The organism is Mycobacterium hackensackense (assembly GCF_025822555.1).
Lineage (GTDB): Bacteria > Actinomycetota > Actinomycetes > Mycobacteriales > Mycobacteriaceae > Mycobacterium > Mycobacterium fluoranthenivorans.
Genome location: NZ_JACKUC010000030.1, coordinates 1,461,036 through 1,481,863, shown reverse-complemented (window position 1 = coordinate 1,481,863; position 20,828 = coordinate 1,461,036). Strand labels below are relative to the sequence as shown.

The following is a 20,828-nucleotide window of genomic DNA, read 5'->3' as shown; positions in this document are numbered from 1 at the left end:
GGCCGGATACGACATGGTGATCCGGTCCACGGTGCGGATCTCGGCGGGCCTTGTTACATGATGGACCACATGCCGGGGCAGATCTCAGATATCGATCGGATGCCGCGCGGCGGCCCGGACGCCTCCTGTGTGGACCGACTACTGGAAACCGACCGGCCCGAATACCTCGATCGCGAGGACGTCGATCCGGCCGTCAAGCGCAGCGTGATCGCCGCGCTGGACTGGACCGGGCGGGTTTTCGGCAACCACGACCAATTCGCCCGGATCGTCCTGGACGAGGTGGCCGACGTGCCGGACCCCAGGATCCTGGAACTCGGCGCCGGGCACGGCGCACTCTCGGCGACCCTGCTCGCCCAGCACCCCACCGCACGGCTGACCGTCACCGATATCGCACCGGAATCGGTGGCCGCGATGACCGCGGGAGATCTCGGCCGTCACCCCCGTGCCCTGGTGCGCACGATGGACGCCACCGCGATCGACGCCGCCGACGGCGAATTCGCCCTGGCGGTCTTCGCGCTGTCGTTCCACCATCTGCCGCCCGCGCTCGCGGCGAAGGTACTCGCCGAGGGCACCCGGGTCGCCGACAAGCTGCTCATCATCGACCTGCCGCGGCCGCCGTCGGCCCTGCATCTGCTGCGGCTGGCGACGATGCTGCCGCTGGCGCCCTTCATCCCGTTCGTTCACGACGGCGTGATCAGCTCACTGCGCTGCTACAGCCCGTCGGCCATGCGTGCCCTGGCGGCGCACGCCGGCGTGGACGTGGACGTGCGCACCGGCCTGATGAGTCCGCAGATAACGGTGGCCACCCGGCGATAGCCCCGTAGGCTCGGCCCATGGGTGACGATGTCACGCAGACCGACTTCAGCAGAGCTGAACGCCGCGAGTACCGGCGCAAGGTGCAACTGTGCCTCGATGTCTTCGAAACCATGCTGTCGCAGTCGAGCTTCGAGTTCGACAGGCCGCTGACGGGTATGGAGATCGAGTGCAATCTGGTCGACGGCGCATATCAGCCGGCACTGCGCAACGCCGAGGTGCTCGAAGCCATCGCCGATCCGGCCTATCAAACCGAATTGGGCGCTTACAACATCGAATTCAACGTCCCACCGCGTCCGCTTCCCGGCCGCGCCGCCCTGGACCTGGAAGACGAAGTGCGGGCCAGCCTGAACGCGGCCGAGAGCAGGGCCGCCGAGCATGGTGCGCATATCGTGATGATCGGCATCCTGCCGACCTTGATGCCCGAACACCTGACCGCGGACTGGATGAGTCCCTCGACGCGCTATCAGGCCCTCAACGATTCGATCTTCACCGCCAGGGGTGAGGATATCGACATCGACATCGCCGGGCCGGAACGGCTGGCGGTGCAGTCGGCCGATATCGCACCCGAATCAGCCTGCACCAGTGTGCAATTACATCTCCAGGTGTCTCCCGCCGATTTCGCCAAGAACTGGAACGCCGCCCAGGTGCTGGCCGGTCCGCAGCTGGCACTCGGCGCCAACTCGCCGTACTTCTTCGGGCACGAACTGTGGGCCGAGACCCGGATCGAGCTGTTCACCCAGGCCACCGACACCCGCGCCGACGAACTCAAGACCCAGGGCGTGCGGCCACGGGTGTGGTTCGGCGAACGCTGGATCACCTCGATCTTCGATCTCTTCGAGGAGAACGTCCGCTACTTCCCGTCGCTGCTGCCCGAATTGTCCGACGAGGATCCGGCGGCCGAACTGGCGGCCGGGCGCTCCCCGCAACTGGCCGAGCTGCGGCTGCACAACGGCACCATCTACCGGTGGAACCGCCCGGTCTACGATGTCGTCGGGGAAGGCGCTGCCGGCCGGCCACATCTGCGGGTGGAGAACCGCGTCCTCCCGGCCGGCCCGACCGTGGTCGACATGCTGGCCAACTCGGCGTTCTACTACGGCCTGCTGCGCACCCTCTCGGAGGAGGACCGCCCCCTCTGGACCAAGATGAGTTTCGCTGCGGCACAACATAATTTCACCGCGGCGGCGCGGCGCGGTATGGAGGCCAGGCTGTACTGGCCGGGCCTGGGCGAGGTGACACCCGACGAGTTGGTGCTGCGCGAGTTGCTCCCCCTGGCCGACGAGGGGTTGCGCCGGTGGAGTGTGGCCGCCGAGGTGCGCGACCGATATCTCGGTGTCATCGAGGGCCGAGCAAAGACCGGGCGCAACGGGGCCGCATGGCAGACCGCCACCGTGCACGCCTTGCAGGAGCGCGGACTGGCCCGCCCGCAGGCGCTGGCCGAGATGCTGCGACTGTACTGCGAGGGTATGCACAGCAACGCCCCCGTGCACACGTGGGAGACACCGCAATCCTGACGCGGCGTACGTTGGATGTCATGGCATCTGAGGTCTTGGACTGGGACGGCGCATACCGGCAGGACGGCACCTTCGAGGGTCCGCCGCCATGGAATATCGGCGAGCCGCAGCCCGAACTCGCCGCCCTCATCGCCGCCGGCAAGGTCCGCAGTGACGTGCTCGACGCGGGCTGTGGACACGCTGAATTGTCCCTGTCGCTGGCGGCGCAGGGTTACACCACCGTCGGCCTGGATATTTCGCCCACCGCCATCGCCGCGGCGAATCGTGCAGCCCAGGAACGCAATCTGAGTACCGCCGCGTTCGCTCAGGCCGACATCACGTCGTTCACCGGGTACGACGGCCGGTTCAACACCGTCATCGACTCGACGCTGTTCCATTCGCTACCGGTCGAAGGGCGCGACGGCTATCTGCAGGCGGTCCATCGCGCGTCGGCCCCGGGTGCGTCGTACTTCGTGCTGGTGTTCGCCAAGGGCGCGTTCCCGGCCGAGTTGGAGCAGAAGCCACATGAGGTCACCGAGGACGAACTCCGGGCCGCGGTGTCGAAGTACTGGACGGTCGACGAGATCCGCCCGGCGTTCATCCACGCCAACACCATCGCGATGCCCGACGCACCGTTCGACATGCCACCGCACGCCACCGACGAGAAGGGCCGGGTGAAGTTCCCGGCGTTCCTGCTCACCGCACACAAATAGCGCTCAGAGTCCGCCGCGGGCGACCAGTTGTGCGGCGATGACGTTGCGTTGGATCTCGTTGGTGCCTTCCCCGACGATCATCAACGGGGCGTCCCGGAAGTAGCGTTCCACGTCGTACTCGGTGGAATACCCGTACCCACCATGAATACGCACCGCGTTCAACGCGATCTCCATCGCGACCTCGGAAGCGAACAGTTTGGCCATCCCGGCCTCCATATCGCAGCGCTGCCCACTGTCATACATGCGCGCGGCATACCAGGTCAGCTGCCGCGCCGCGGTCAACTTGGTGGCCATATCGGCCAGATAATTACCGATCGACTGATGCTTCCAGATCGGCTGACCGAAACTCTCCCGCGCCTGGGCATAAGCCAACGAATCCTCCAACGCCGCCGTGGCCACCCCCAACGCCCGCGAGGCCACCTGGATCCGCCCGGTCTCCAACCCCTTCATCATCTGCGCAAAACCCCGACCCGGCTGCGCCCCCAAAATCGCCGATGAGCTGATCCGATACCCGTCGAAAGCCAACTCGCACGACTCCACCCCCTTGTACCCCAACTTGGGCAGATCCCGCGACACCGTCAACCCCGGCCCATGCTCGACCAACACAATCGACATCCCCCGATGCTTCGGCTGCGCCGAGGGATCGGTCTTACACAACAACGCGATCAGATCCGAGCGCCGCGCATTCGAAATCCAGGTCTTGGCCCCGCTGATCACCAGATCATCGCCATCAGCGCGCGCCACCGTGGTCATGGCCTGCAGATCCGAACCCCCGCCCGGCTCGGTCAACGCCATTCGAAATCCAGGTCTTGGCCCCGCTGATCACCAGATCATCGCCATCAGCGCGCGCCACCGTGGTCATGGCCTGCAGATCCGAACCCCCGCCCGGCTCGGTCAACGCCATCGTCGCCCGGCACTGTCCGCTCGCCATCACCGGCAGATACCGCTGCTTCTGTTCCTCGGTACCGAACAACACCAGCAGCTTGGCCACCACGGTGTGCCCGCCCATCGCCCCGGCCAGACTCATCCACCCCCGCGCCAACTCCTGGGTCACCTGCGCATAACACGGCATCGACACCGGACTGCCCCCATAGGCCTCCGGCACCGCCAACCCGAAAATCCCGATCTGCTTCATCTGCTCGATCCACCGCTCGGGATAGGCATTCGCGTGCTCCACCTCCAGCACCGACGGCTTGACCTCACGATCGATGAAAGCCCGCACCGTCTGGACCAGAAACGCCTCTTCATCACTGAGCTGATTGGGTGCGGTCACGCGCTCACCCTAGCTACAGGCCACCAGCGCTTCGGTGAACTGTTCCAACTCGGCTTCGGTGACATCGACGTGCGGTGACACCCGCAGCACGGGTCGCATCAGTTCGTAAGGGGCGCGCACCAGTTCGCATGCGGTGGTCACGATGCGGTGTTCGGCGATCAGCCGGGACCGCACCCGCGCCGGGAGGGCGTCACCGGTGGGTTCCAGCGTGGTCAGTGCCGTGGGTTCGTCGGCGGGTTCGATGACGCGCCAGCCCGGTACGGCGGACAGCGCGGTCCGTGTCCAGCGCCCCACTTCGGCGAGCCGCGTCCGTATCGCGGACGGTCCGGCGGCCAGGTGCTCCCCGACGGCGAGCGAATAGCCGACCCGGGCGGCGATATTGGCCTCACCGCTTTCCAGCGGTGGTAGCCGCGGGGCGAGCCCGCCGGCGAAGTGCGGCGCGATGGCCAGCACACCGACACCGCGCGGGCCGGCCAGCCACTTGCGTGACGAGGAGTACAGCACATCCGCTCCCACCGCGCAGTCGAGGTGGCCGAGGGCCTGCGCCGCGTCGATCACCAGCGGCAGCCCCAGGTCCCGGCACACCGGCGCCAGTTCGGCCAGCGGCTGCGCGACACCGCGGTGGCTGCCCAGCGCGGTCAGGTGAACCAACGCGGGCGGATCGGCGCGCAGTACCGCTTCGGCCTCATCCACCAGCAGGCGGCCCAGTGGGTCGACGGGCAGCGGACGCACCTGAAAGTCGTTGGCCGCCATGATCGCCAGGTTGGGCCCGTACTCACCCGGCGGGCATGCCAAGGTGCGCGGGCCGGCCCAGCTGCTCAGCAGCAGATCCAGGGCATGATTGGAACCCGTCGTGAACACCACGTCGGCGTCCGGGATCCCGGCGAGCACCCGCACCGCTTCCCGGCCTGCGTCCAGGACCGGGGTGGCGGCCTCGGCGGCGACATAGCCACCCACCTCGGCCTCATGGCGGGCATGCGTGGCCGCGGCGTCGATCACGGTGTTGCTCTGCCGCGAGCAGGCGGCGCTGTCCAGGTGCAGACCCGCGGTGGCGACCCGGGCGGCCCGCCACTGCTCGGCGAGTGTCATTTGACGGCCAGCGAGAGTCCGAAGTCACCGGCCGGGTCGGTCCACCAGTGGGTGCGGCGCAGCCCGGCCGCCTCCAGTTCGGCGGCCACGCCCTCGGACCGGAACTTGCAGGACACCTCGGTCAGCATCTCCTCACCCGCCGCGAAGTGCACGGTCAGGCCCAGGGCCTCGATGTGTACACGTTGGGCGGGAACGGATCTCAACCACATCTCGATACGTTCCAGTTCGCCGTTCCACTTGGCGACATGTTCGAAGGCGTCGAGGTCGAAGTCGGCGTCCAGCTCCCGGTTGACCACGGCCAGCACATTGCGGTTGAAGGCGGCGGTGACGCCCGCGCTGTCATCGTAGGCCCGCACCAGGCGGTCGGTGTCCTTGACCAGATCCGTGCCGAGCAGCAAGGCATCGCCCGGGCGCAGCGTATCCGCCAGCGCGGCAAGGAACTGGGCGCGCGGCGCGGCGTTGAAATTACCGATGGTGGAACCGAGGAAGATCATCAGCCGGCGGCCCACCCACGGGATCTCACCGAGATCCCGTTCGAAATCGCCACACACGGTGTCGATCTCGACGCCGGGGTATTCGGAGCGAAGGGCGACGGCGGCATCGTGGAGCACGCTGGGGTCGACGTCGAACGGGATGAACCTGCGCAGCGCGCCGCTGTCACGCCAGGCATCGAGCAGTAACCGGGTCTTCTCCGAGGTGCCGCTGCCCAGCTCCACCAGGGTGTCCGCCCCGGAGGCGGCGGCGATCTCGGTGGCGCGGTCCCGCAGGATCGACGCCTCGGTGCGGGTCGGGTAGTACTCCGGCAACCGGGTGATGCGGTCGAAGAGATCACTGCCCTTGGCATCGTAGAACCATTTGGGCGGCAATGTCTTCGGAGTCTGCTGCAGGCCGTCGAACACATCGCGTCGCAGCGATTTGGCCAGATCCGTGCGCAAGCCGGTGGTCATGCCGATCCTTCCAGAGGGGTGAGGGTGATCTCCCCGGGCACCACCGCCACGAGGTGGCGGTCGGGAATGTCGCGCCAGGCCGGGTCATCATCGTAGGGTTCGCTGGCCAGCACCACACCGTCGGCGCGTTCCAGGATCGACAAGGTGTCGCCCCAGGTGGTGGCCAGCAGCCGGGTGCCGTTACCGGCCAGAATGTTCAGTCGCGCACCGGGATCGGCGGCGCCCACCGCGGCGACGGTATCGCCGAGCGCGTCGAGCCCGCGCTCGAAGATGTGCGCGGCCAGCACGGCACTGTCGACAGTGGATTCGGCATCTCGGGACGGTGGCAACACCGTGCGGTCGACGACGCCGTTGTGCGACAACAGCCAGGTGCCGTCGGTGAACGGGGCCGACGCCGACGGTTCGATGGGCATCCCGATGGTGGCCGACCGCACAGCAGCCACCACGCAGCCGCTGCGCAGCGCCGGCGCCACCGAGGCGAAGGAAGCGTCACCCCACAGCGGTTTGTCGCTGCGCCAGCGGTGTACGCCCTGCGCAGAGAAGAATCCCACTCCCCAGCCGTCGGCGTTCACCAGGCCGTGTTTCTGCCGTCGTGGCGAATACGACTGCACCACAAGACCTTCTGGAGGTTCCAGCACCAGCGACGATACCGACACCGGAGCGCCCAGCCACCCGAGATGCCTACACATCCCACGCCAACCGGACACCCGAGAAGATCTGCCGCCGGATCGGATGGTCCCAGTTCCGGAAGCTGGGCCGCACGATGGAGGCGGCCACCGCCCACGAGCCGCCGCGCAGCACCCGGTAGTCGCCGGTCCCGGAGCCTTCGAAGAACGGTTCGCTGTACCGGTCGTAGATCATCGGCCGGAACCCCGGCCAGGGCCGCAGCGCCGAGGTGGTCCACTCCCACACGTCGCCCAGCATCTGTTCGGCCCCGTACGCGGACGCACCAGCCGGATAGGCGCCCACCGGGGCCGGGCGCATGGCCTCGCCGCCGAGGTTGACCAGCTCCGGTGTCGGTGGTGCACTGCCCCAAGGGAATCTGCGCCGCTCCCGGAGTGCGGGATCCCATGCGCAGGCCTTCTCCCATTCGATCTCGGTCGGCAACCGGGCTCCCGCCCACGCGGCGTACGCCTGCGCCTCGAAGAAGGTGACGTGCTGCACGGGCTCGTCGGCCGGGATCTCCTCGACATGCCCGAACCTGGTGCGGGTGCCCGCCAGGGCTCCGTCGTTCCAGAACTGCGGTGCCACCAGACCCGCCTGTTCCCGGTGCTCCCACCCGCGCGCCGACCACCAGCGCGGTTCGCGGTAGCCGCCGTCCTCGATGAATCCGCGCCACTCCGCGTTGGTGACCGGGACCCGGCCGATCCGGAAGGCGTCGACGTGCACCGTGTGGGCGGGTCGTTCGTTGTCCAGCGAGTACGGCTCGTCGGACGCGTTGACGCCCAGCGTGAACGGCCCCGCCGGCACCGGCACGGCCGTACCCGCGACACCGGGCCGGCCGGCGGGCAGGGAGACGCCGGTACCGAGAATGGGTGCGCCGGAGCGCAGGTTCAGCGCCTGCAGCATCGTCTCGTCGTGCTGGTTCTCGTGCGAGATCACCAAACCGAACCGGAACAGCTCGTCCTCGGTGCGCGCCGCTCCCAGGGCATCGAGGGCGCGATCACGCACGGTGCGGCAATACACCCGGGCATCCGTCGGCGGCAGCAGCGGCAGCTCGACCCGACTGGCGCGGGAATGCACGAACGCGTCGTAGAGCCGTTCGACATCCGGTGCCAGCATGCCCGGCCTGTCCGGGTTGCCGTCACGCAGCAGCCAGAGTTCCTCCTGCTGCCCGATATGGGCCAGATCCCACACCAGTGGGCTCATCAACGGGTCGTACTGGCGGTGCAGTTCGGCATCGTCGAAATCGACCAGCGCCAAGGTACGTTCCCTGGCCCGGATGAGTTCGCGGGCCAGCACCTCTGGTGACGTCACGACCCACCCTTCGCCAATTGTCCGAGTACGGAAGGAATCCCGTCCGCGAGCACCCGATCGGAAAAGTCGTCGGCCGGGCTGCGGCCGGCCGACGCGTTGCGCAGCAGGAGGTCCATCGGCTCGGCCAGCTCGGCGGGCGCACGTTCGGCGGCGGCGGTCACGCACCGCACCGCCGCGTCCTTCAACCGCGGATCGCCCAGCCCCACTCTGGCCGCCAGATCCCATTCGGCGGCAACAGGTTCGGTCGCCTCGGCCGCGATCTGCGCGGCGGCGGGGTCATCCATCAACGTGACCAGGGTGAACACCACAGCCGGCCACACATGGTCGGGCATGCTGTCCAGATAGCGGATCTCCAGCCACTGCCGCGGACGCACCGGCGGGAAGAGCGTCGTCAGGTGGTAGTCGAGATCTTCGTCGGTGGGCAGCCGGCCGCCGAGGGCCGCGCGGCCGTCGGCCCAGTCTGCGAACGTCACCCAGTCCGCCACCGCCTCGGTATGGGCGTCGGCGTCGGTCGCGCGCACCAACATCACCGGCGCCCGCAGTGCGTAGCGCGCCCAGTCCACCCTGGGGTCGTCGCTGTTCTGGCCGAGCACCGGCCCGCAGCGCGCGGCGTCGATCTGCCCCCAAACCCGCTGCCTGGTGCTGCGCCAGCCGGTGAACTGGCCACCGAGCAACGGGGAGTTGGCCGACAGGGCGATCATCGTCGGTCCCAAGGCGTGCGCCAGCCGCACCCGATCAGCCCAGCCCTCGCGCGGGCCGGCTTCGATGTTCACCTGCATCGACGCCGTCGACGTCATCATCGCCGCGCCGGCGGTACCCGACCGGGCGAAGAAGGACTCCATGGCGCGGTACCGGGGGCCGGGGTGGATTCGCTCGGCCGGGCGCAGCGGGTCGGTGCCCAGCAGCACCAGACCCAGTCCACGGGCGGCGAACGCCGTGCTCAGCGCCGTGCGATCGGCACCGATCGTCGCGATCGCGGCGGACGCCCCCTGTGCGGGTGGGCCGGAGAGTTCGACGGCCCCTCCCGGCTCGACGGTGATGGCGCTACCGCCGGGCAGCGTGGGCACCGAGGCGATGGCATCGGCGAGCTCGGCCCAGCCCGGCCTGCGGGACGGGTCCTCGGTGTCGTAACAGTGGGCTTCGAGCTCCAGCCCGACCGCGCCGACGGGACCGTCGCGCAGACAGCCCTCGGCGATACGCGCAGCCATGGCCCCGGAGGCGCAATCGACATCCCACGCGGCGGTGGTCATGCGTGCCATTCCTTCCCCCGGGGGTCTGGACGCTGAGGGGCGTTCTCTCTGACTACCCTTTATCTTCCAGAAGGGTCCGACATATTCCCAAGGCTTTTGCTCACAGCTACTGCCCCAGGGAGTTCTGCATGGCACCGGCGAGCACGTTGACCGCAGGTCCGCCGTTCCCAGATTGACAGACCTTGGCTTGCAGCAAAACATTTTCGCGCAGCCGGGTCTGGGTGAAGCAACGCCGGTCGGTCCCGGCTTCCTGCTTGATCCACACCGCGTCGGCGGGCATGGCGGGACCGCCGGTGAAGGTCCACACCTGCGTGACGAAGTCGTCCAGGTGCATCGCCGTCGTCTGCCCGGCGCAGCCGACGGTGCGGTCGGTGATCCGGTGGAAGGCCCGGGTGGCCGCATCGTCGGTGGCGAACACGCCCACCGCCTGCTTGATCAGGTGCGTGGTGTCGGTGGCCGAGGTCTGCGCCAGGGCGCTGTTGAACGAGGCGAGGTCGGGGTCGTCGTAGACCTCGGGCAAGCCGATATCGGCCCAGTTGTTGCAGACCGGGTTGTCGACGGAGAAGGTCTGGGTCGGGTCGGTGGACGCGGTCCCCCACGCCAGCGGTGCGCCGACGATATTGGCCACCGACCCCTTCGGCAGCACCGCGTAGTTCACCACCCCGGGATCGGACGGTTTGGCCCAGGCGGTTGCGGTCGGCGCGACCGCCAGACACATACCTGCCACGACTGCTGTCAGGCGCATGGCATCGATCATGCCAGGACCTGTGTCGCGGTCAGAAAAGCGTCTGGGTGCAATAGGTCCGGGCCGGGGCGGGATACGGCCACGCGTAGGAACCGGCGACGGCGGGGCATGCGGACTGATCACGCACGTCGAGCCGCTGGGTGATCTGGACGATCAGCTCCGAGCCCCGTTCGGCGCAATCGGCCTTCTGCACCACACCGATCGGCATCTCCATCGTGTAGCAGTGCTGCGCCACGAGATTGGGCACCAGACAGAGTCGCGCCGTGCCCGGCTCCGCCAATTGGGTGGACAGGTGCTGATATTCGTTGCTCGGGCAGTTGCCGTTCGCGTCCGCGGTGGCACCGACGGTGTAACTCGGATCGGCCGTGCACGCGGACTTGGCGGCGCGGGCGGGCGCTTCCGGAGTCGCAGAGGGGATCTGCACACAGTCGCCCACGGTGAAGATCGTCGACGTCGCCACATCGGCGGACTGGGCCCGCAATCCACACGAGGACAGAATGGCCGCCAATACCACAACACCGACCATCAGCACGGTAGGCGACGGTCGGCGTGTCATGGTTAGCGAGACTCTCACGAGTCACCCGCTGCTGCCAAGAGGTCACGGGGATTCTCAGACCCCCGTGACCTTCCTCTTAATGTCTCTAGGGCCGATTAACGTCTCTAAGGCCGATTGACGTCTCTAAGGCCGCGGCATGACGTTCGGGCCACCCGGCCCGGCCGGACCCTGCTGCCCACCGGGGCCACCCGGTCCACCGGGGCCACCCGGGAAGCCGTCGCGGTCACCGGGACCGCCCGGGAAGAACATATGCGGCGGGCCCATCGGTGGCCCCTCCCGGTGGAACATGCCCGACTCGCGATGCGGGCCGCCGCGGTGTCCGCCGTCGGAGTTCTTGCCCAGGTAGAACCCGGAGAAGAACACCACCGCGACGATGAAGGTGGCGCCCGCGGCGATCCCCACCCAGGCGACGGCCTGGAACAGTTTGTTCGGACGCTTGGGCTCCACGACCACCGGCTGCGGGGCGGGGGTTACCGTGGCCACTGGGGCCACCGGGGTGGTGGGTGTCTCGGCTTCATCGCTCATGCTTCCCATGATGCCGACGCGGGGCAATGTGCCGGTTAGATGGGCAATATGAATCAGCTGTGAGACGTGGCCACGCCCTCGGCGGGCGGCACTTCCACGAGCAGCGACATCCCGTGGTGGACCGACATCTCGACGGCGAAACTGTGCAGATCGTCGACATGGCCGATCACCTTGCCGCTGAACATGTCCGACACCGCCGCACCGGGGGGCAGGTACTCGGAGCGAACGGTGCCCGCGATGTCCTCGTTGGCGAAGTTCAGCACCGTCAGCTGCATCTGGTTCGGGTCGTCGAGCTGGTGGACCATGACCAGCATGCCGTGGTGGGAGACGTCGGGGATGTCGATCTGGCGGCTGGTCGCCACCCCGAAATGCGTCCGGACCCGCAGGATGGCCTGGAGCTGACGGAGAAAACTGGTGTCGTCGGCGAGCTGTTCCGGTATGGATCCGTACAGGCTGGTACCACGCGGCATGCCGGCACCCGAGTGACTGGCCTCGGGGTTGACGCCCATCAGATCGTGCGCGGCACGGTGGATCCAGCGGGTGTCTCCCCCACGCAGGAGCTCGCGGATCTCCGCGGCCGGTAGCGTCAGCATCCCGCAGAGGTCCCAGCCGGACAGGGCGAACACCCCCGGCTGCAGCGCGTTGAACATGGCCAGCAGCAGATGTGCCCGCCGGATGCGGTCGAGCGAGACCCCGGCGTCGTCGATCTGCGCGAGATCGGTGATACCGAGGGTCGCGGCGATGACCGTGGCGGTGGTGCAGGCGATGCCGTTGGTGGTGAAGACCAGGTTGTACGGCGCGTGCGGGCCGGTGAGTGCATCGGTCAGATCGGTGCGGATGGTCTGCCCGAGTTCTTCGCCGGTGACCTCGTGACCCTTGTAGGTGTAGACATCGTCGCGGTGCCCGGCGGACCAGTGCACCAGCTCATAGGTCAGCTCGTCGTGGTTCTGCAGGGCGTGTACCAGCGAGGCCGGATCGACCTCCGTCTCCAGCGTGGTGCGCAGGGTGAGGCGCAGGAACTCGGTATCCCCCGTGGCCAGCGCATGCTGGTAGGCGGGCCGGTTGATGAAGTCGTAGGACAGATCGGGTCCGGCGATGCTGTTGTCCCGGATGTCGTCGATGGTCAGGTTCAGCTCCTGGAAGGTGAACCCCCCGAGCTTGCGCACCATGCTTCCGATGAACTGGTTCGCCGCCTGTGACAGCGGGTGGCCTTCCGACCAGCCGACGTCATCCTCGGCCGATTTCTCCGCGCCGAGGAACCCGTTGGCATCCAGGCGCAGTCCACCCGATCCCAGGTCGCTCAGCGAGTGCAGCGCGTCGCCGATCACCAGTCGCATACCGGCGAAGCTGGGATCGAGCCAGTTGATCGAGGGTTGCCCGTCCTTGAAGTAGTGCAGATACACCCAGCGCCGCTCGACACCGTCGACACCGACGATCGGCCGGGTCACACTCCAGTTGGTTTCCTTGATGCCCTCGGCGTAGAAGATGACCCGCTGCAGCCGGCCGATGATGTACCCGGCCTTGTCCAGCCAATCCTCGGTCGCGGAATCGACATTCACCGAATCGACACCGGCCGGGACCTCCGGCAGGTGCTCCCAGTCCCGGGGATCGATGTCGACCATGTGGTAGATACCCGGGTAGTCGGCGTACTTCATCTCCGCCAGCCGGAAATCGGCACCCTTGCCGGTGTGGCCGGGCACGATGTCGTCGATGATGGTGCCGCCGTACCAGTTGGCCGTGCCGCACATCTGCCGGAACTCGTCCTCGGTTCCGAAAGCGGGGTCTATCTGGGTGCTGATCCGATCGAAGTGGCCGTCCACGCTGGGCGTCAACTGCCAGCCCGAGATGCCGCCCGCCCGTTTCACCGGGCCGGTGTGCACCGCTTGAATACCGATCTCCGCGAACGCTTTCCACATCTCCTCGTCGGCCATCGCCTTGAGGAACGATTCGTCGGGCCGGGTGATCAGCGACAGCGGGTAGGCGGTGAACCATACCGATGCGGTGTCGACGGCCGAGCGCGGGTTCGGCCGCGCGAACGGGTTCTGCCACATCGAGCCCTGCCCGGAGAACTGCTGGCTGATCTCGTTGGCGTCGGCCAGCATCGACTGCGACAGCAGCCACGAGACATAGGCGGGGTTCGCGCCGGTCGGCGGTCCGTCCTGAGCCAGCGACCGCCGCACGAACGGGGTGCGCACCCGGGGTCGGGAGCGCAACGTCTTGGGGCGAGCCGGATGCAGATGCTCGTCGAAGGTGATCTCGGCAGGCTCGTTGGACTGACCGTCCACCGCGGGGTCCGGTGGTCCAGCTGCCTGCGACGACATCTGTCTCCTCCCTCACGTACCACGACGGCGCTACCCCGAGGGGCAGTATTGCCACGTGCCGCTGCGCGCAAACATCGTGGGACCTGTACCCGCGACGGCACAGCGCCGACTCGATGCTACGCGAACACCATGAGAGGCCGGGCGTTCGCGCTAACCCGTTGCCTCCCAAGGCTTCAACGGATTCACCGCGAACTGGATCACCCGGTACGGGGCATTGTCGGCAGGTGCGGTGTGCCACTGGCTGATGAACACCCTCAGCTCGTCGAGGGTCGACGCCGGTGAGATGTAGCCGCCGTACGGCTGGGCCAGGCTGTTATCGCGCGGATCGGGCAGATCCTCGGGCGCGTCCGGCCACGGCGAGGCCACCACCACCGTGGTGACCGGTGCGGCGCCGAGCCGGGTCGGATCGTCGGCGACGCGCACCTCCATGTTGCCCGTGGTGGCATTGAAATAGGACAGCACCGTCTTACCGTCGATCTGGCGCGCGCTCAGCTCGCCGGCCCGATCGCTCCACAGCGCGGTGGGCGGGTGGCCCCAGCCCCGCGCCGCCGACCAGCCCTGCCAGCGACTGCGGTCGGTGAAATCGGCCGGCGGCACCCGGTACAGGAACACCGGGCTGGTGCGGTCGAAGTTGTCGGCCACGATGTACACCCAGCCGCTCGGCGAGTCGCGGGTCGGAATCGGGTCGTAGTATCCGCTGATCTGCGACTGCGCACCGCCGGCATAGGAAGCGTCGCGCCGAGACTTCGGCACGGTGGGCCAGTTCGGTTGCGCCGCATCGGCTTTCACCAGGCGAGAGGACTCGGGTTTGAGACCGTGCGTGGTGGTGACGAGCATGTAGTTCGCCCGGTTGATCGACACGATCCCGGCCGGCAGTTGCGACGCACCCACCGGCGGCCGGTCGGCCAGCAGCGGCGTCGTCACCCCGGTGACCCCGGTGACGCGCACGCGGTCGGCGATCGAGTCCGGATCGACATGCAGGGCCACGGGCGAATACCAGTTGCCGAATCCGACGCCCTGGCCCGCGAAGCTGTCGCCGCACACCTGCAGCATCCGGCTGGGGAACTCCATGAACTCACACAGGTCCGTCGCACCGATACCGTAATCACCGGTATCGGTGCCCGTTCCGGCCACCGGACCCAGGCGCGTCACCTGGCCGGGCGCCAAGCCGAGGTCGGCCTGGGCCGGCACGGCGAACACCAGCGCCGAGACCGACGAAATGGCGCACACCACTCGCACTTTCGCGCCCAAATGTGCACCTCGGCGCAAATTAGCCCTGAGCCAGCAGTTCGGCGATCTGGATGGTGTTCAGTGCGGCACCCTTGCGCAGGTTGTCACCGGAGACGAACAGCGCCAGTCCGCGCCCGTCCGGCGCTCCGGGATCCTGACGGATCCGGCCGACCAGCGACTCGTCCACGCCGGCGGCGGCCAACGGCGTGGGGACGTCCACCAGCTTCACCCCCGGCGCGCCGGCCAGCAACTCGCGCGCCTGTGCGGGCGAAAGGGGTTCGGCGAACTCGGCATTGATCGACAGCGAGTGGCCGGTGAACACCGGTACCCGCACACAGGTGCCGGACACCAGCAGGTCGGGGATACCGAGGATCTTGCGGCTCTCGTTGCGCAGCTTCTGATCCTCGTCGGTCTCGCCGGAGCCGTCGTCGACCAGCGCACCGGCCAGCGGGACCACGTTGAAGGCAATGGGCGCAACGTATTTCACCGGAGCCGGGAAGTCCACCGCACGTCCGTCGTGCACCAGCCCCTCGACACCGTCGATCACCGCGCGCGCCTGGGTGGCCAGTTCCTCGACACCGGCCAGACCGGTGCCCGAGACCGCCTGGTAGCTCGACACGATCAGCCGGGTCAGGCCGGCGGCGTCGTGCAGCGGCTTGAGCACAGGCATCGCGGCCATGGTGGTGCAGTTCGGGTTGGCGATGATGCCTTTCGGACGATTGGCGGCATCTCGCGCGAAGTTGACCTCACTGACCACCAGCGGCACGTCGGGGTCCTTGCGCCACGCCGACGAGTTGTCGACGACGACGGCCCCGGCGGCGGCGAATCGCGGTGCCTGCACCCGCGACATGGTGGCGCCCGCGGAGAACAACGCGATGTCCAGACCGGACGGGTCGGCGGTCTCGGCGTTCTCGACCTCGATCTCCTGGCCGCGGAAGGTGAGCTTCTTGCCCTCCGAGCGGGGTGAGGCGAAGAACCGCACCGACGTGGCCGGGAAATCCCGTTCCTCCAGCAGTGCCCGCATCACCTGGCCGACCTGACCGGTCGCGCCCACCACTCCGATGGAAACCATTATTTGACCCCGTCGCTTCGCTCGCCCCACATCGCTAGATCCCCGTCGCTTCGCTCGCCCCACATCGCTAGATCCCCGTCCCCGCGTACACGACGGCTTCCTCATCGCCCCCGAGACCGAAGGCCTCATGCAGCGTGGCCACCGCCTTGTCCAGCTCGGTGTCCTTGATCAGCACCGAGATCCGGATCTCGGAGGTGGAGATCAGGTCGATGTTGATGCCGGCGTCGGCCAGCGCCTCGCAGAAGGTGGCCGTCACCCCGGGATGGCTGCGCATCCCCGCGCCGATCAGCGACACCTTGCCGATGTGATCGTCGTAGAGCACCTGGGAGAAGCCGATCTCGTCCTTGAGCGCGGTGAGCTTCTCCACCGCACTCGGTCCGTTCTCCCGCGAGCAGGTGAAGGTGATGTCGGTCTTGCCGTCCTCCACCTTCGAGATGTTCTGCAACACCATGTCGATGTTCACGTCGGCGTCGGCGACGGCGCGGAACACCTTGGCGGCGTAGCCGGGGACGTCGGGCAATGCCACGACGGTGACCTTGGCCTCGCTGCGGTCGTGCGCGACTCCGGTGAGGATGGCGTCTTCCATGGGGATGTCCTCGATCGATCCTTTGACAATGGTTCCGGGCTTGTCCGAGTACGACGAACGGACGTGAATCGGCACGTTGTATCGGCGGGCGTATTCGACGCAGCGCAGCATCAGCACCTTGGCGCCGCAGGCGGCCATCTCCAGCATCTCCTCGAAGGAGACGGTGTCCAGGTGCTTGGCGTTGGGCACGATGCGCGGGTCGGCGGTGAAGATGCCGTCGACGTCGGTGTAGATCTCGCAGACATCGGCGTGCAGGGCGGCGGCCAGGGCGACGGCCGTGGTGTCCGAACCGCCGCGGCCCAGCGTGGTGACGTCCTTGCTGTCCTGGCTGACGCCCTGGAATCCGGCGACCAGGACGATCTGGCCCGCATCGAGGGCTTCCCGCAGGCGGGTCGGGGTGACGTCGATGATCTTGGCGTTGCCGTGCGTGCCGGTGGTGACGACGCCGGCCTGTGAGCCGGTGAACGAACGGGCTTGCGCGCCGAGCGACTCGATGGCCATCGCGACCAGCGCGTTGGAGATGCGCTCACCGGCGGTGAGCAGCATGTCCATCTCGCGCGCGGGCGGTGCCGGGGATACCTGGCGGGCCAGATCCAGCAGGTCATCGGTGGTGTCACCCATCGCGGAGACCACGACGACCACGTCATGGCCGGCCTTCTTGGTTTCCACGATGCGCTCGGCGACGCGCCGAATCCGATCGGCGTCCGCCACCGATGATCCGCCGTATTTCTGCACGACGAGCGCCACTGTAGAACCTCTCAACCGCCGGGATGTCCCCACAAGGATAAGGGGTCCGGACACCGGTTTTTACTCCTCCACCTGCCGGTAGCGTCAGCGGGGTGGATGAGCCGCTTGTGCGAAGACCGCTGGGACCGCACGACCGCCTGGCGCGCACCAGCGTGCCGATCCATCCGCCCATCGCGGCCCGCTGGAGCCCGCGCGCTTTCGACCCGTCCGCGGTGGTCAGCCGCCACGACCTGACGGCGTTGGTGGAGGCGGCGCGCTGGTCGGCCACCTGGGGGCACCGCGAACCGGTGCGCTACGTCGTGGGGATACGCGGGCATGAGACATTCACCACTCTGGCGGGCCTGCTCAAGAGGGGGAACAGCTACGCCCGTGCGGCGGGCGCGCTGATCCTGGTGTGCGCTGACGACGGCGAGGACGAGCGCACCGCGCGCTATGCCGCCGTCGACGCCGGTGCGGCGATCGCCGCACTGAGCATCGAGGCGGTGTCGCGCGGTCTGATCGCGCATCCGATGGCCGGGTTCGACACCGACGGCGCGCGGGGAGCATTCGATCTCCCGGCCGGGCTCCGTCCGCTCGCGGTGGTCGCCGTGGGCTCGCTGGGCGACTACGCACAGGCCGATGTCGCCGTCGTCGAGCGCGACAGCCGGCCCCGGGAACGGCTGCCCCTGGACCGGCTCGTGCTCAACTGGCCGTGTGAGCCGTAACTCGCCCGCAACACCGCACAACAGTCCACGTAACAGAAACATCGTCTACTGCCAGTGATCGGCCTGGCGGCCGCACCCCCTCAGGAGACGTATATGGATACCGGTACTACCGCGTTCATGCTCTGTTGCATCATCGGCCTCACGATGATGATCCCCGGCCTCGCGCTCTTCTACGGAGGCATGGTCTCCGTCAAGAGCTCGACCAACATGATGATGATGACCTTCGGCGCGGTCGCGATCGTCGGTGTGCTCTGGGTGTTGTTCGGCTTCTCGATGACCTTCGGCACCTCGATCGGCGGCTCCGGACTGGTCGGCAGCTTCACCGAGTTCGCCGGTATGAAGGATCTTCTGGAATCGCAGACGACCATCAGCGGCCTGCCGGTCAGCCTGTTCGCGTTGTTCCAGGCACTGTTCGCGGCCATCACGGTGGCGCTCATCTCCGGTGCGGCAGCCGACCGGATGAAGTTCGGCGCCTGGATGCTGTTCGCCACGGTGTGGGCCGTGCTGGTCTACTTCCCCGTCGCGCACTGGGTGTTCGCCTTCGACGGTGTGGTCACCAAGGACTCGGTCGGTGGCTGGATCGCCAACAGCCTCAAGGCGATCGACTTCGCCGGCGGCACCGCGGTGCACATCAACGCCGGTGCGGCGGCGCTGGCCGTCGCCATCGTGCTCGGCAAGGCCGCCAACTGGGGTCAGCTGCGCAAGCCGCACAACGTCCCGCTGACCCTCCTGGGCGCCGGCCTGCTGTGGGCCGGTTGGTACGCATTCAACGGTGGTTCGGCCCTGGCCGCCGGTAACTCGGCCGCCATCGTCATGGTCACCACGTTCGTCGCGACCTGCGCCGCCACCCTGGCCTGGCTGGCCGTCGAGAAGTTCAAGGACGGTCATGTCACCGGCGTCGGTGCCGCGGCCGGCGCGATCACCGGTCTGGTCGCCATCACCCCCGCCTGCGGTGCGGTCACCCCGGTCGGTGCCATCGTCCTCGGCCTGGTCGCCGGGGCCATCTGTCCGTTCGCGGTGGGGCTCAAGGAGAAGTTCGGCTACGACGACTCGCTGGACGTGGTCGGCGTGCACCTCGTCGGCGGTGTCATCGGCACCCTGATGATCGGCTTCCTGGCCAGTGATTCCATGCCGAATGCCACCAACGGCCTGTTCTACGGCGGCGGATTCGGTCAGCTCTGGAAGCAGGCCCTCGCGGCAGGCGCGGTGATGGTCTACTCCTTCGTCATCGCGTTCGTCATCGCCTTCGCCATCAAGAAGACGATCGGCATCCGCATCTCGCCCGAAGAAGAAGAAAAGGGCATCGACACTCACGTCCACCGGGACGCGGCCTACGAGCTCGCACCCGCCTAGATCCCAACCCGGCTCCAGCCGGCGCAGCACTCCTGCGCCGGCTGGTCACCGGGGTTTCTTTGGCCCATTCGAGTTTCACCGTACGATACATTGGTTCTTATTAGGAGACAGTTATGCCGCCCGATCTTGCCACCCAGGCCGAGCAATCCGGCACCCGATTCATCCTCGCGCTGTTCGTCGACCTACGCGGAAAGCCCTGCGCCAAACTGGTTCCCGTCGAGGCCGTCGACCAGCTGGCCACCGAGGGAGTGGGATTCGCCGGGTACGCCGTGGGCGCCATGGGCCAGGAGCCCAAGGACCCCGATCTGATGGCCATTCCCGACCCGGCGTCGTTCACCCCGATCCCGTTCATCAAAGAGGGTCTGGCGCTGGTGCACTGCGATCCGCACGTGGAGGGCAAGCCGTGGCCGTACGCACCGCGGGTCATCCTCAAGGGCTTGATCCAGCGGGCCGCCGACGCCGGTTTCGAGCCCTGGGTGGGTGCGGAGGTGGAGTACTTCCTGCTGCGCCGCGACGCCGACGGCAGCCTGGTCACCGCCGACACCGCCGATACCGCGGCCCAACCCTGTTACGACGCACGGGGTGTCACGCGGATGTATGACCACCTGACATCGATCTCCACCGCGATGAACGCACTGGGCTGGTCCAACTACGCCAACGACCACGAGGACGGCAACGGTCAGTTCGAGCAGAACTTCGAGTTCGCCGACGCGCTGACCACGGCCGACCGGGTGATCACGCTGCGCTACCTGTTGTCGATGATCGCCGCCGAGCGCGGCATGGTCGCCACGTTCATGCCCAAGCCGTTCGCCGATCGCACCGGCAACGGACTGCACCTGCACATGTCGCTCACCAGCGCGGGTGCCCCGGTGTTCCCGGCCCAGGAGGACCCGCGGGGCCTGGGGCTGTCCGACACCGCGTACGGGTTCATCGGCGGCATCCTGGACCACGCCTGCGCACTGCAGGCCGTGGTGGCCCCCACCGTCAACTCCTACAAACGAACCGGTGCCACCACCACGTCGTCGGGGGCCTCGTGGGCACCGCGCAAGCCCAGCTACGGCGGCAACGACCGCACCCACTACATCCGGGTGCCCGACAACCAGCGCGTCGAACTGCGGGGCGGCGACGGCTCGGCCAACCCGTACCTGGCGATCGCGGCGTCGCTCGGCGCCGGCATCGACGGCATCAAGCGCAGCCTCGACCCCGGTGCCGTGGGCGCGCAGGGCCCGTCGACGTTGCCGCCCACTTTGCTGCACGCCATCGACGAACTGGAGGCCGACCCGGTGATCACCGGGGTACTCGACGCTGCCGGAGAGGGCGTCGCGTCCTACTTCGCCGGCGTCAAACGTGACGAGTTCTTCGCCTACCACGGCACCGTGGCGCCGTGGGAAGTCGATTCCTATCTGACCGCGTTCTGAAACTTTCAAGGGAGAC

General features: G+C 67.7%; 18 protein-coding genes and 2 pseudogenes. 6 read left to right on the top strand and 14 right to left on the bottom strand.

From position 1 onward, the window contains the following. Nucleotides 1–60: 60 nt before the first annotated feature. The 3 genes from H7J86_RS16575 to H7J86_RS16565 are packed head-to-tail and all read left to right on the top strand — an operon-like array spanning nt 61 to nt 3,019. Entirely contained in the window at nt 61–816 is a 756-nt protein-coding gene (locus H7J86_RS16575) for a class I SAM-dependent methyltransferase (RefSeq protein ID WP_235683734.1), read from the top strand. Between the two features lie 17 nt (nt 817–833). Beyond that, complete coding sequence (locus H7J86_RS16570) at nt 834–2,327, top strand: glutamate-cysteine ligase family protein (protein WP_267292160.1); 1,494 nt, start codon at nt 834–836, stop codon at nt 2,325–2,327. A gap of 20 nt (nt 2,328–2,347) precedes the next feature. Next, the gene (locus H7J86_RS16565) at nt 2,348–3,019 is read left to right on the top strand and encodes a class I SAM-dependent methyltransferase (protein ID WP_267292158.1); all 672 of its coding nucleotides are present in this window, start codon (nt 2,348–2,350) and stop codon (nt 3,017–3,019) included. A gap of 3 nt (nt 3,020–3,022) precedes the next feature. Here the strand turns inward: H7J86_RS16565 and H7J86_RS16560 are convergent. From H7J86_RS16560 to H7J86_RS16495, 14 genes and pseudogenes are all read right to left on the bottom strand, one after another. Continuing rightward, nucleotides 3,023–3,814, bottom strand: a pseudogene (locus tag H7J86_RS16560) (acyl-CoA dehydrogenase family protein); the annotation flags it as partial. A gap of 16 nt (nt 3,815–3,830) precedes the next feature. Further along, nucleotides 3,831–4,292, bottom strand: a pseudogene (locus H7J86_RS16555) (acyl-CoA dehydrogenase family protein); the annotation flags it as partial. Between the two features lie 9 nt (nt 4,293–4,301). Beyond that, nucleotides 4,302–5,381: an ergothioneine biosynthesis PLP-dependent enzyme EgtE gene (egtE, locus tag H7J86_RS16550; RefSeq protein ID WP_267292154.1), complete on the bottom strand. Its 1,080-nt coding sequence runs from the start codon at nt 5,379–5,381 to the stop codon at nt 4,302–4,304. Further along, nucleotides 5,378–6,328 (bottom strand): L-histidine N(alpha)-methyltransferase, encoded by a 951-nt coding sequence (gene egtD / locus H7J86_RS16545; RefSeq protein ID WP_267292152.1) that lies wholly within the window; start codon nt 6,326–6,328, stop codon nt 5,378–5,380. The genes egtE and egtD overlap by 4 nt, the downstream gene beginning before the upstream one ends. After that, nucleotides 6,325–7,017, bottom strand: a complete 693-nt coding sequence (egtC, locus tag H7J86_RS16540) for an ergothioneine biosynthesis protein EgtC (protein ID WP_267292150.1) — start codon at nt 7,015–7,017, stop codon at nt 6,325–6,327. The genes egtD and egtC overlap by 4 nt, the downstream gene beginning before the upstream one ends. After that, complete coding sequence (egtB, locus tag H7J86_RS16535) at nt 7,010–8,305, bottom strand: ergothioneine biosynthesis protein EgtB (protein WP_267292148.1); 1,296 nt, start codon at nt 8,303–8,305, stop codon at nt 7,010–7,012. The genes egtC and egtB overlap by 8 nt, the downstream gene beginning before the upstream one ends. After that, nucleotides 8,302–9,555: an ergothioneine biosynthesis glutamate--cysteine ligase EgtA gene (gene egtA, locus H7J86_RS16530; RefSeq protein ID WP_372517281.1), complete on the bottom strand. Its 1,254-nt coding sequence runs from the start codon at nt 9,553–9,555 to the stop codon at nt 8,302–8,304. Before egtA ends, egtB begins: the two co-directional genes overlap by 4 nt. Nucleotides 9,556–9,661: 106 nt before the next feature. After that, nucleotides 9,662–10,300: a sensor domain-containing protein gene (locus H7J86_RS16525; RefSeq protein WP_235633008.1), complete on the bottom strand. Its 639-nt coding sequence runs from the start codon at nt 10,298–10,300 to the stop codon at nt 9,662–9,664. A gap of 31 nt (nt 10,301–10,331) precedes the next feature. Beyond that, nucleotides 10,332–10,856, bottom strand: coding sequence for a hypothetical protein (locus tag H7J86_RS16520; protein WP_235683436.1), 525 nt, complete (start codon nt 10,854–10,856; stop codon nt 10,332–10,334). A 123-nt stretch (nt 10,857–10,979) separates the two neighbouring features. After that, nucleotides 10,980–11,381 carry a hypothetical protein gene (locus H7J86_RS16515; protein WP_187097229.1) on the bottom strand — a complete coding sequence of 134 codons (402 nt, stop codon included), beginning with the start codon at nt 11,379–11,381 and terminating at the stop codon, nt 10,980–10,982. Between the two features lie 53 nt (nt 11,382–11,434). Continuing rightward, the gene (gene treS, locus H7J86_RS16510) at nt 11,435–13,702 is read right to left on the bottom strand and encodes a maltose alpha-D-glucosyltransferase (RefSeq protein ID WP_267292146.1); all 2,268 of its coding nucleotides are present in this window, start codon (nt 13,700–13,702) and stop codon (nt 11,435–11,437) included. A gap of 150 nt (nt 13,703–13,852) precedes the next feature. Then, complete coding sequence (locus H7J86_RS16505) at nt 13,853–14,923, bottom strand: DUF4185 domain-containing protein (RefSeq protein ID WP_267292987.1); 1,071 nt, start codon at nt 14,921–14,923, stop codon at nt 13,853–13,855. Nucleotides 14,924–14,972: 49 nt separating this feature from the next. Beyond that, entirely contained in the window at nt 14,973–16,007 is a 1,035-nt protein-coding gene (locus tag H7J86_RS16500; protein ID WP_267292985.1) for an aspartate-semialdehyde dehydrogenase, read from the bottom strand. Between the two features lie 64 nt (nt 16,008–16,071). Continuing rightward, complete coding sequence (locus H7J86_RS16495; RefSeq protein ID WP_090361663.1) at nt 16,072–17,337, bottom strand: aspartate kinase; 1,266 nt, start codon at nt 17,335–17,337, stop codon at nt 16,072–16,074. A gap of 92 nt (nt 17,338–17,429) precedes the next feature. Here H7J86_RS16495 and H7J86_RS16490 point away from each other — a divergent pair, with 92 nt between their 5' ends. From H7J86_RS16490 to glnT, 3 genes are all read left to right on the top strand, one after another. Continuing rightward, nucleotides 17,430–18,041, top strand: coding sequence for a nitroreductase family protein (locus H7J86_RS16490; RefSeq protein WP_372517280.1), 612 nt, complete (start codon nt 17,430–17,432; stop codon nt 18,039–18,041). Nucleotides 18,042–18,134: 93 nt separating this feature from the next. Next, complete coding sequence (locus H7J86_RS16485; protein WP_090362160.1) at nt 18,135–19,394, top strand: ammonium transporter; 1,260 nt, start codon at nt 18,135–18,137, stop codon at nt 19,392–19,394. A gap of 113 nt (nt 19,395–19,507) precedes the next feature. Beyond that, entirely contained in the window at nt 19,508–20,812 is a 1,305-nt protein-coding gene (glnT, locus tag H7J86_RS16480) for a type III glutamate--ammonia ligase (protein ID WP_267292144.1), read from the top strand. Nucleotides 20,813–20,828 lie beyond the last annotated feature (16 nt).

What these genes read in the sequence shown, in the direction of transcription:
- H7J86_RS16575 (WP_235683734.1), top strand. Translation starts at nt 61, where the DNA reads ATGGACCACATGCCGGGGCAGATCTCAGATATCGATCGGATGCCGCGC.
- H7J86_RS16570 (WP_267292160.1), top strand. Translation starts at nt 834, where the DNA reads ATGGGTGACGATGTCACGCAGACCGACTTCAGCAGAGCTGAACGCCGC.
- H7J86_RS16565 (WP_267292158.1), top strand. Translation starts at nt 2,348, where the DNA reads ATGGCATCTGAGGTCTTGGACTGGGACGGCGCATACCGGCAGGACGGC.
- egtE (WP_267292154.1), bottom strand. Translation starts at nt 5,381, where the DNA reads ATGACACTCGCCGAGCAGTGGCGGGCCGCCCGGGTCGCCACCGCGGGT.
- egtD (WP_267292152.1), bottom strand. Translation starts at nt 6,328, where the DNA reads ATGACCACCGGCTTGCGCACGGATCTGGCCAAATCGCTGCGACGCGAT.
- egtC (WP_267292150.1), bottom strand. Translation starts at nt 7,017, where the DNA reads ATGTGTAGGCATCTCGGGTGGCTGGGCGCTCCGGTGTCGGTATCGTCG.
- egtA (WP_372517281.1), bottom strand. Translation starts at nt 9,555, where the DNA reads ATGACCACCGCCGCGTGGGATGTCGATTGCGCCTCCGGGGCCATGGCT.
- H7J86_RS16525 (WP_235633008.1), bottom strand. Translation starts at nt 10,300, where the DNA reads ATGCGCCTGACAGCAGTCGTGGCAGGTATGTGTCTGGCGGTCGCGCCG.
- H7J86_RS16520 (WP_235683436.1), bottom strand. Translation starts at nt 10,856, where the DNA reads ATGACACGCCGACCGTCGCCTACCGTGCTGATGGTCGGTGTTGTGGTA.
- H7J86_RS16515 (WP_187097229.1), bottom strand. Translation starts at nt 11,381, where the DNA reads ATGAGCGATGAAGCCGAGACACCCACCACCCCGGTGGCCCCAGTGGCC.
- treS (WP_267292146.1), bottom strand. Translation starts at nt 13,702, where the DNA reads ATGTCGTCGCAGGCAGCTGGACCACCGGACCCCGCGGTGGACGGTCAG.
- H7J86_RS16485 (WP_090362160.1), top strand. Translation starts at nt 18,135, where the DNA reads ATGGATACCGGTACTACCGCGTTCATGCTCTGTTGCATCATCGGCCTC.
- glnT (WP_267292144.1), top strand. Translation starts at nt 19,508, where the DNA reads ATGCCGCCCGATCTTGCCACCCAGGCCGAGCAATCCGGCACCCGATTC.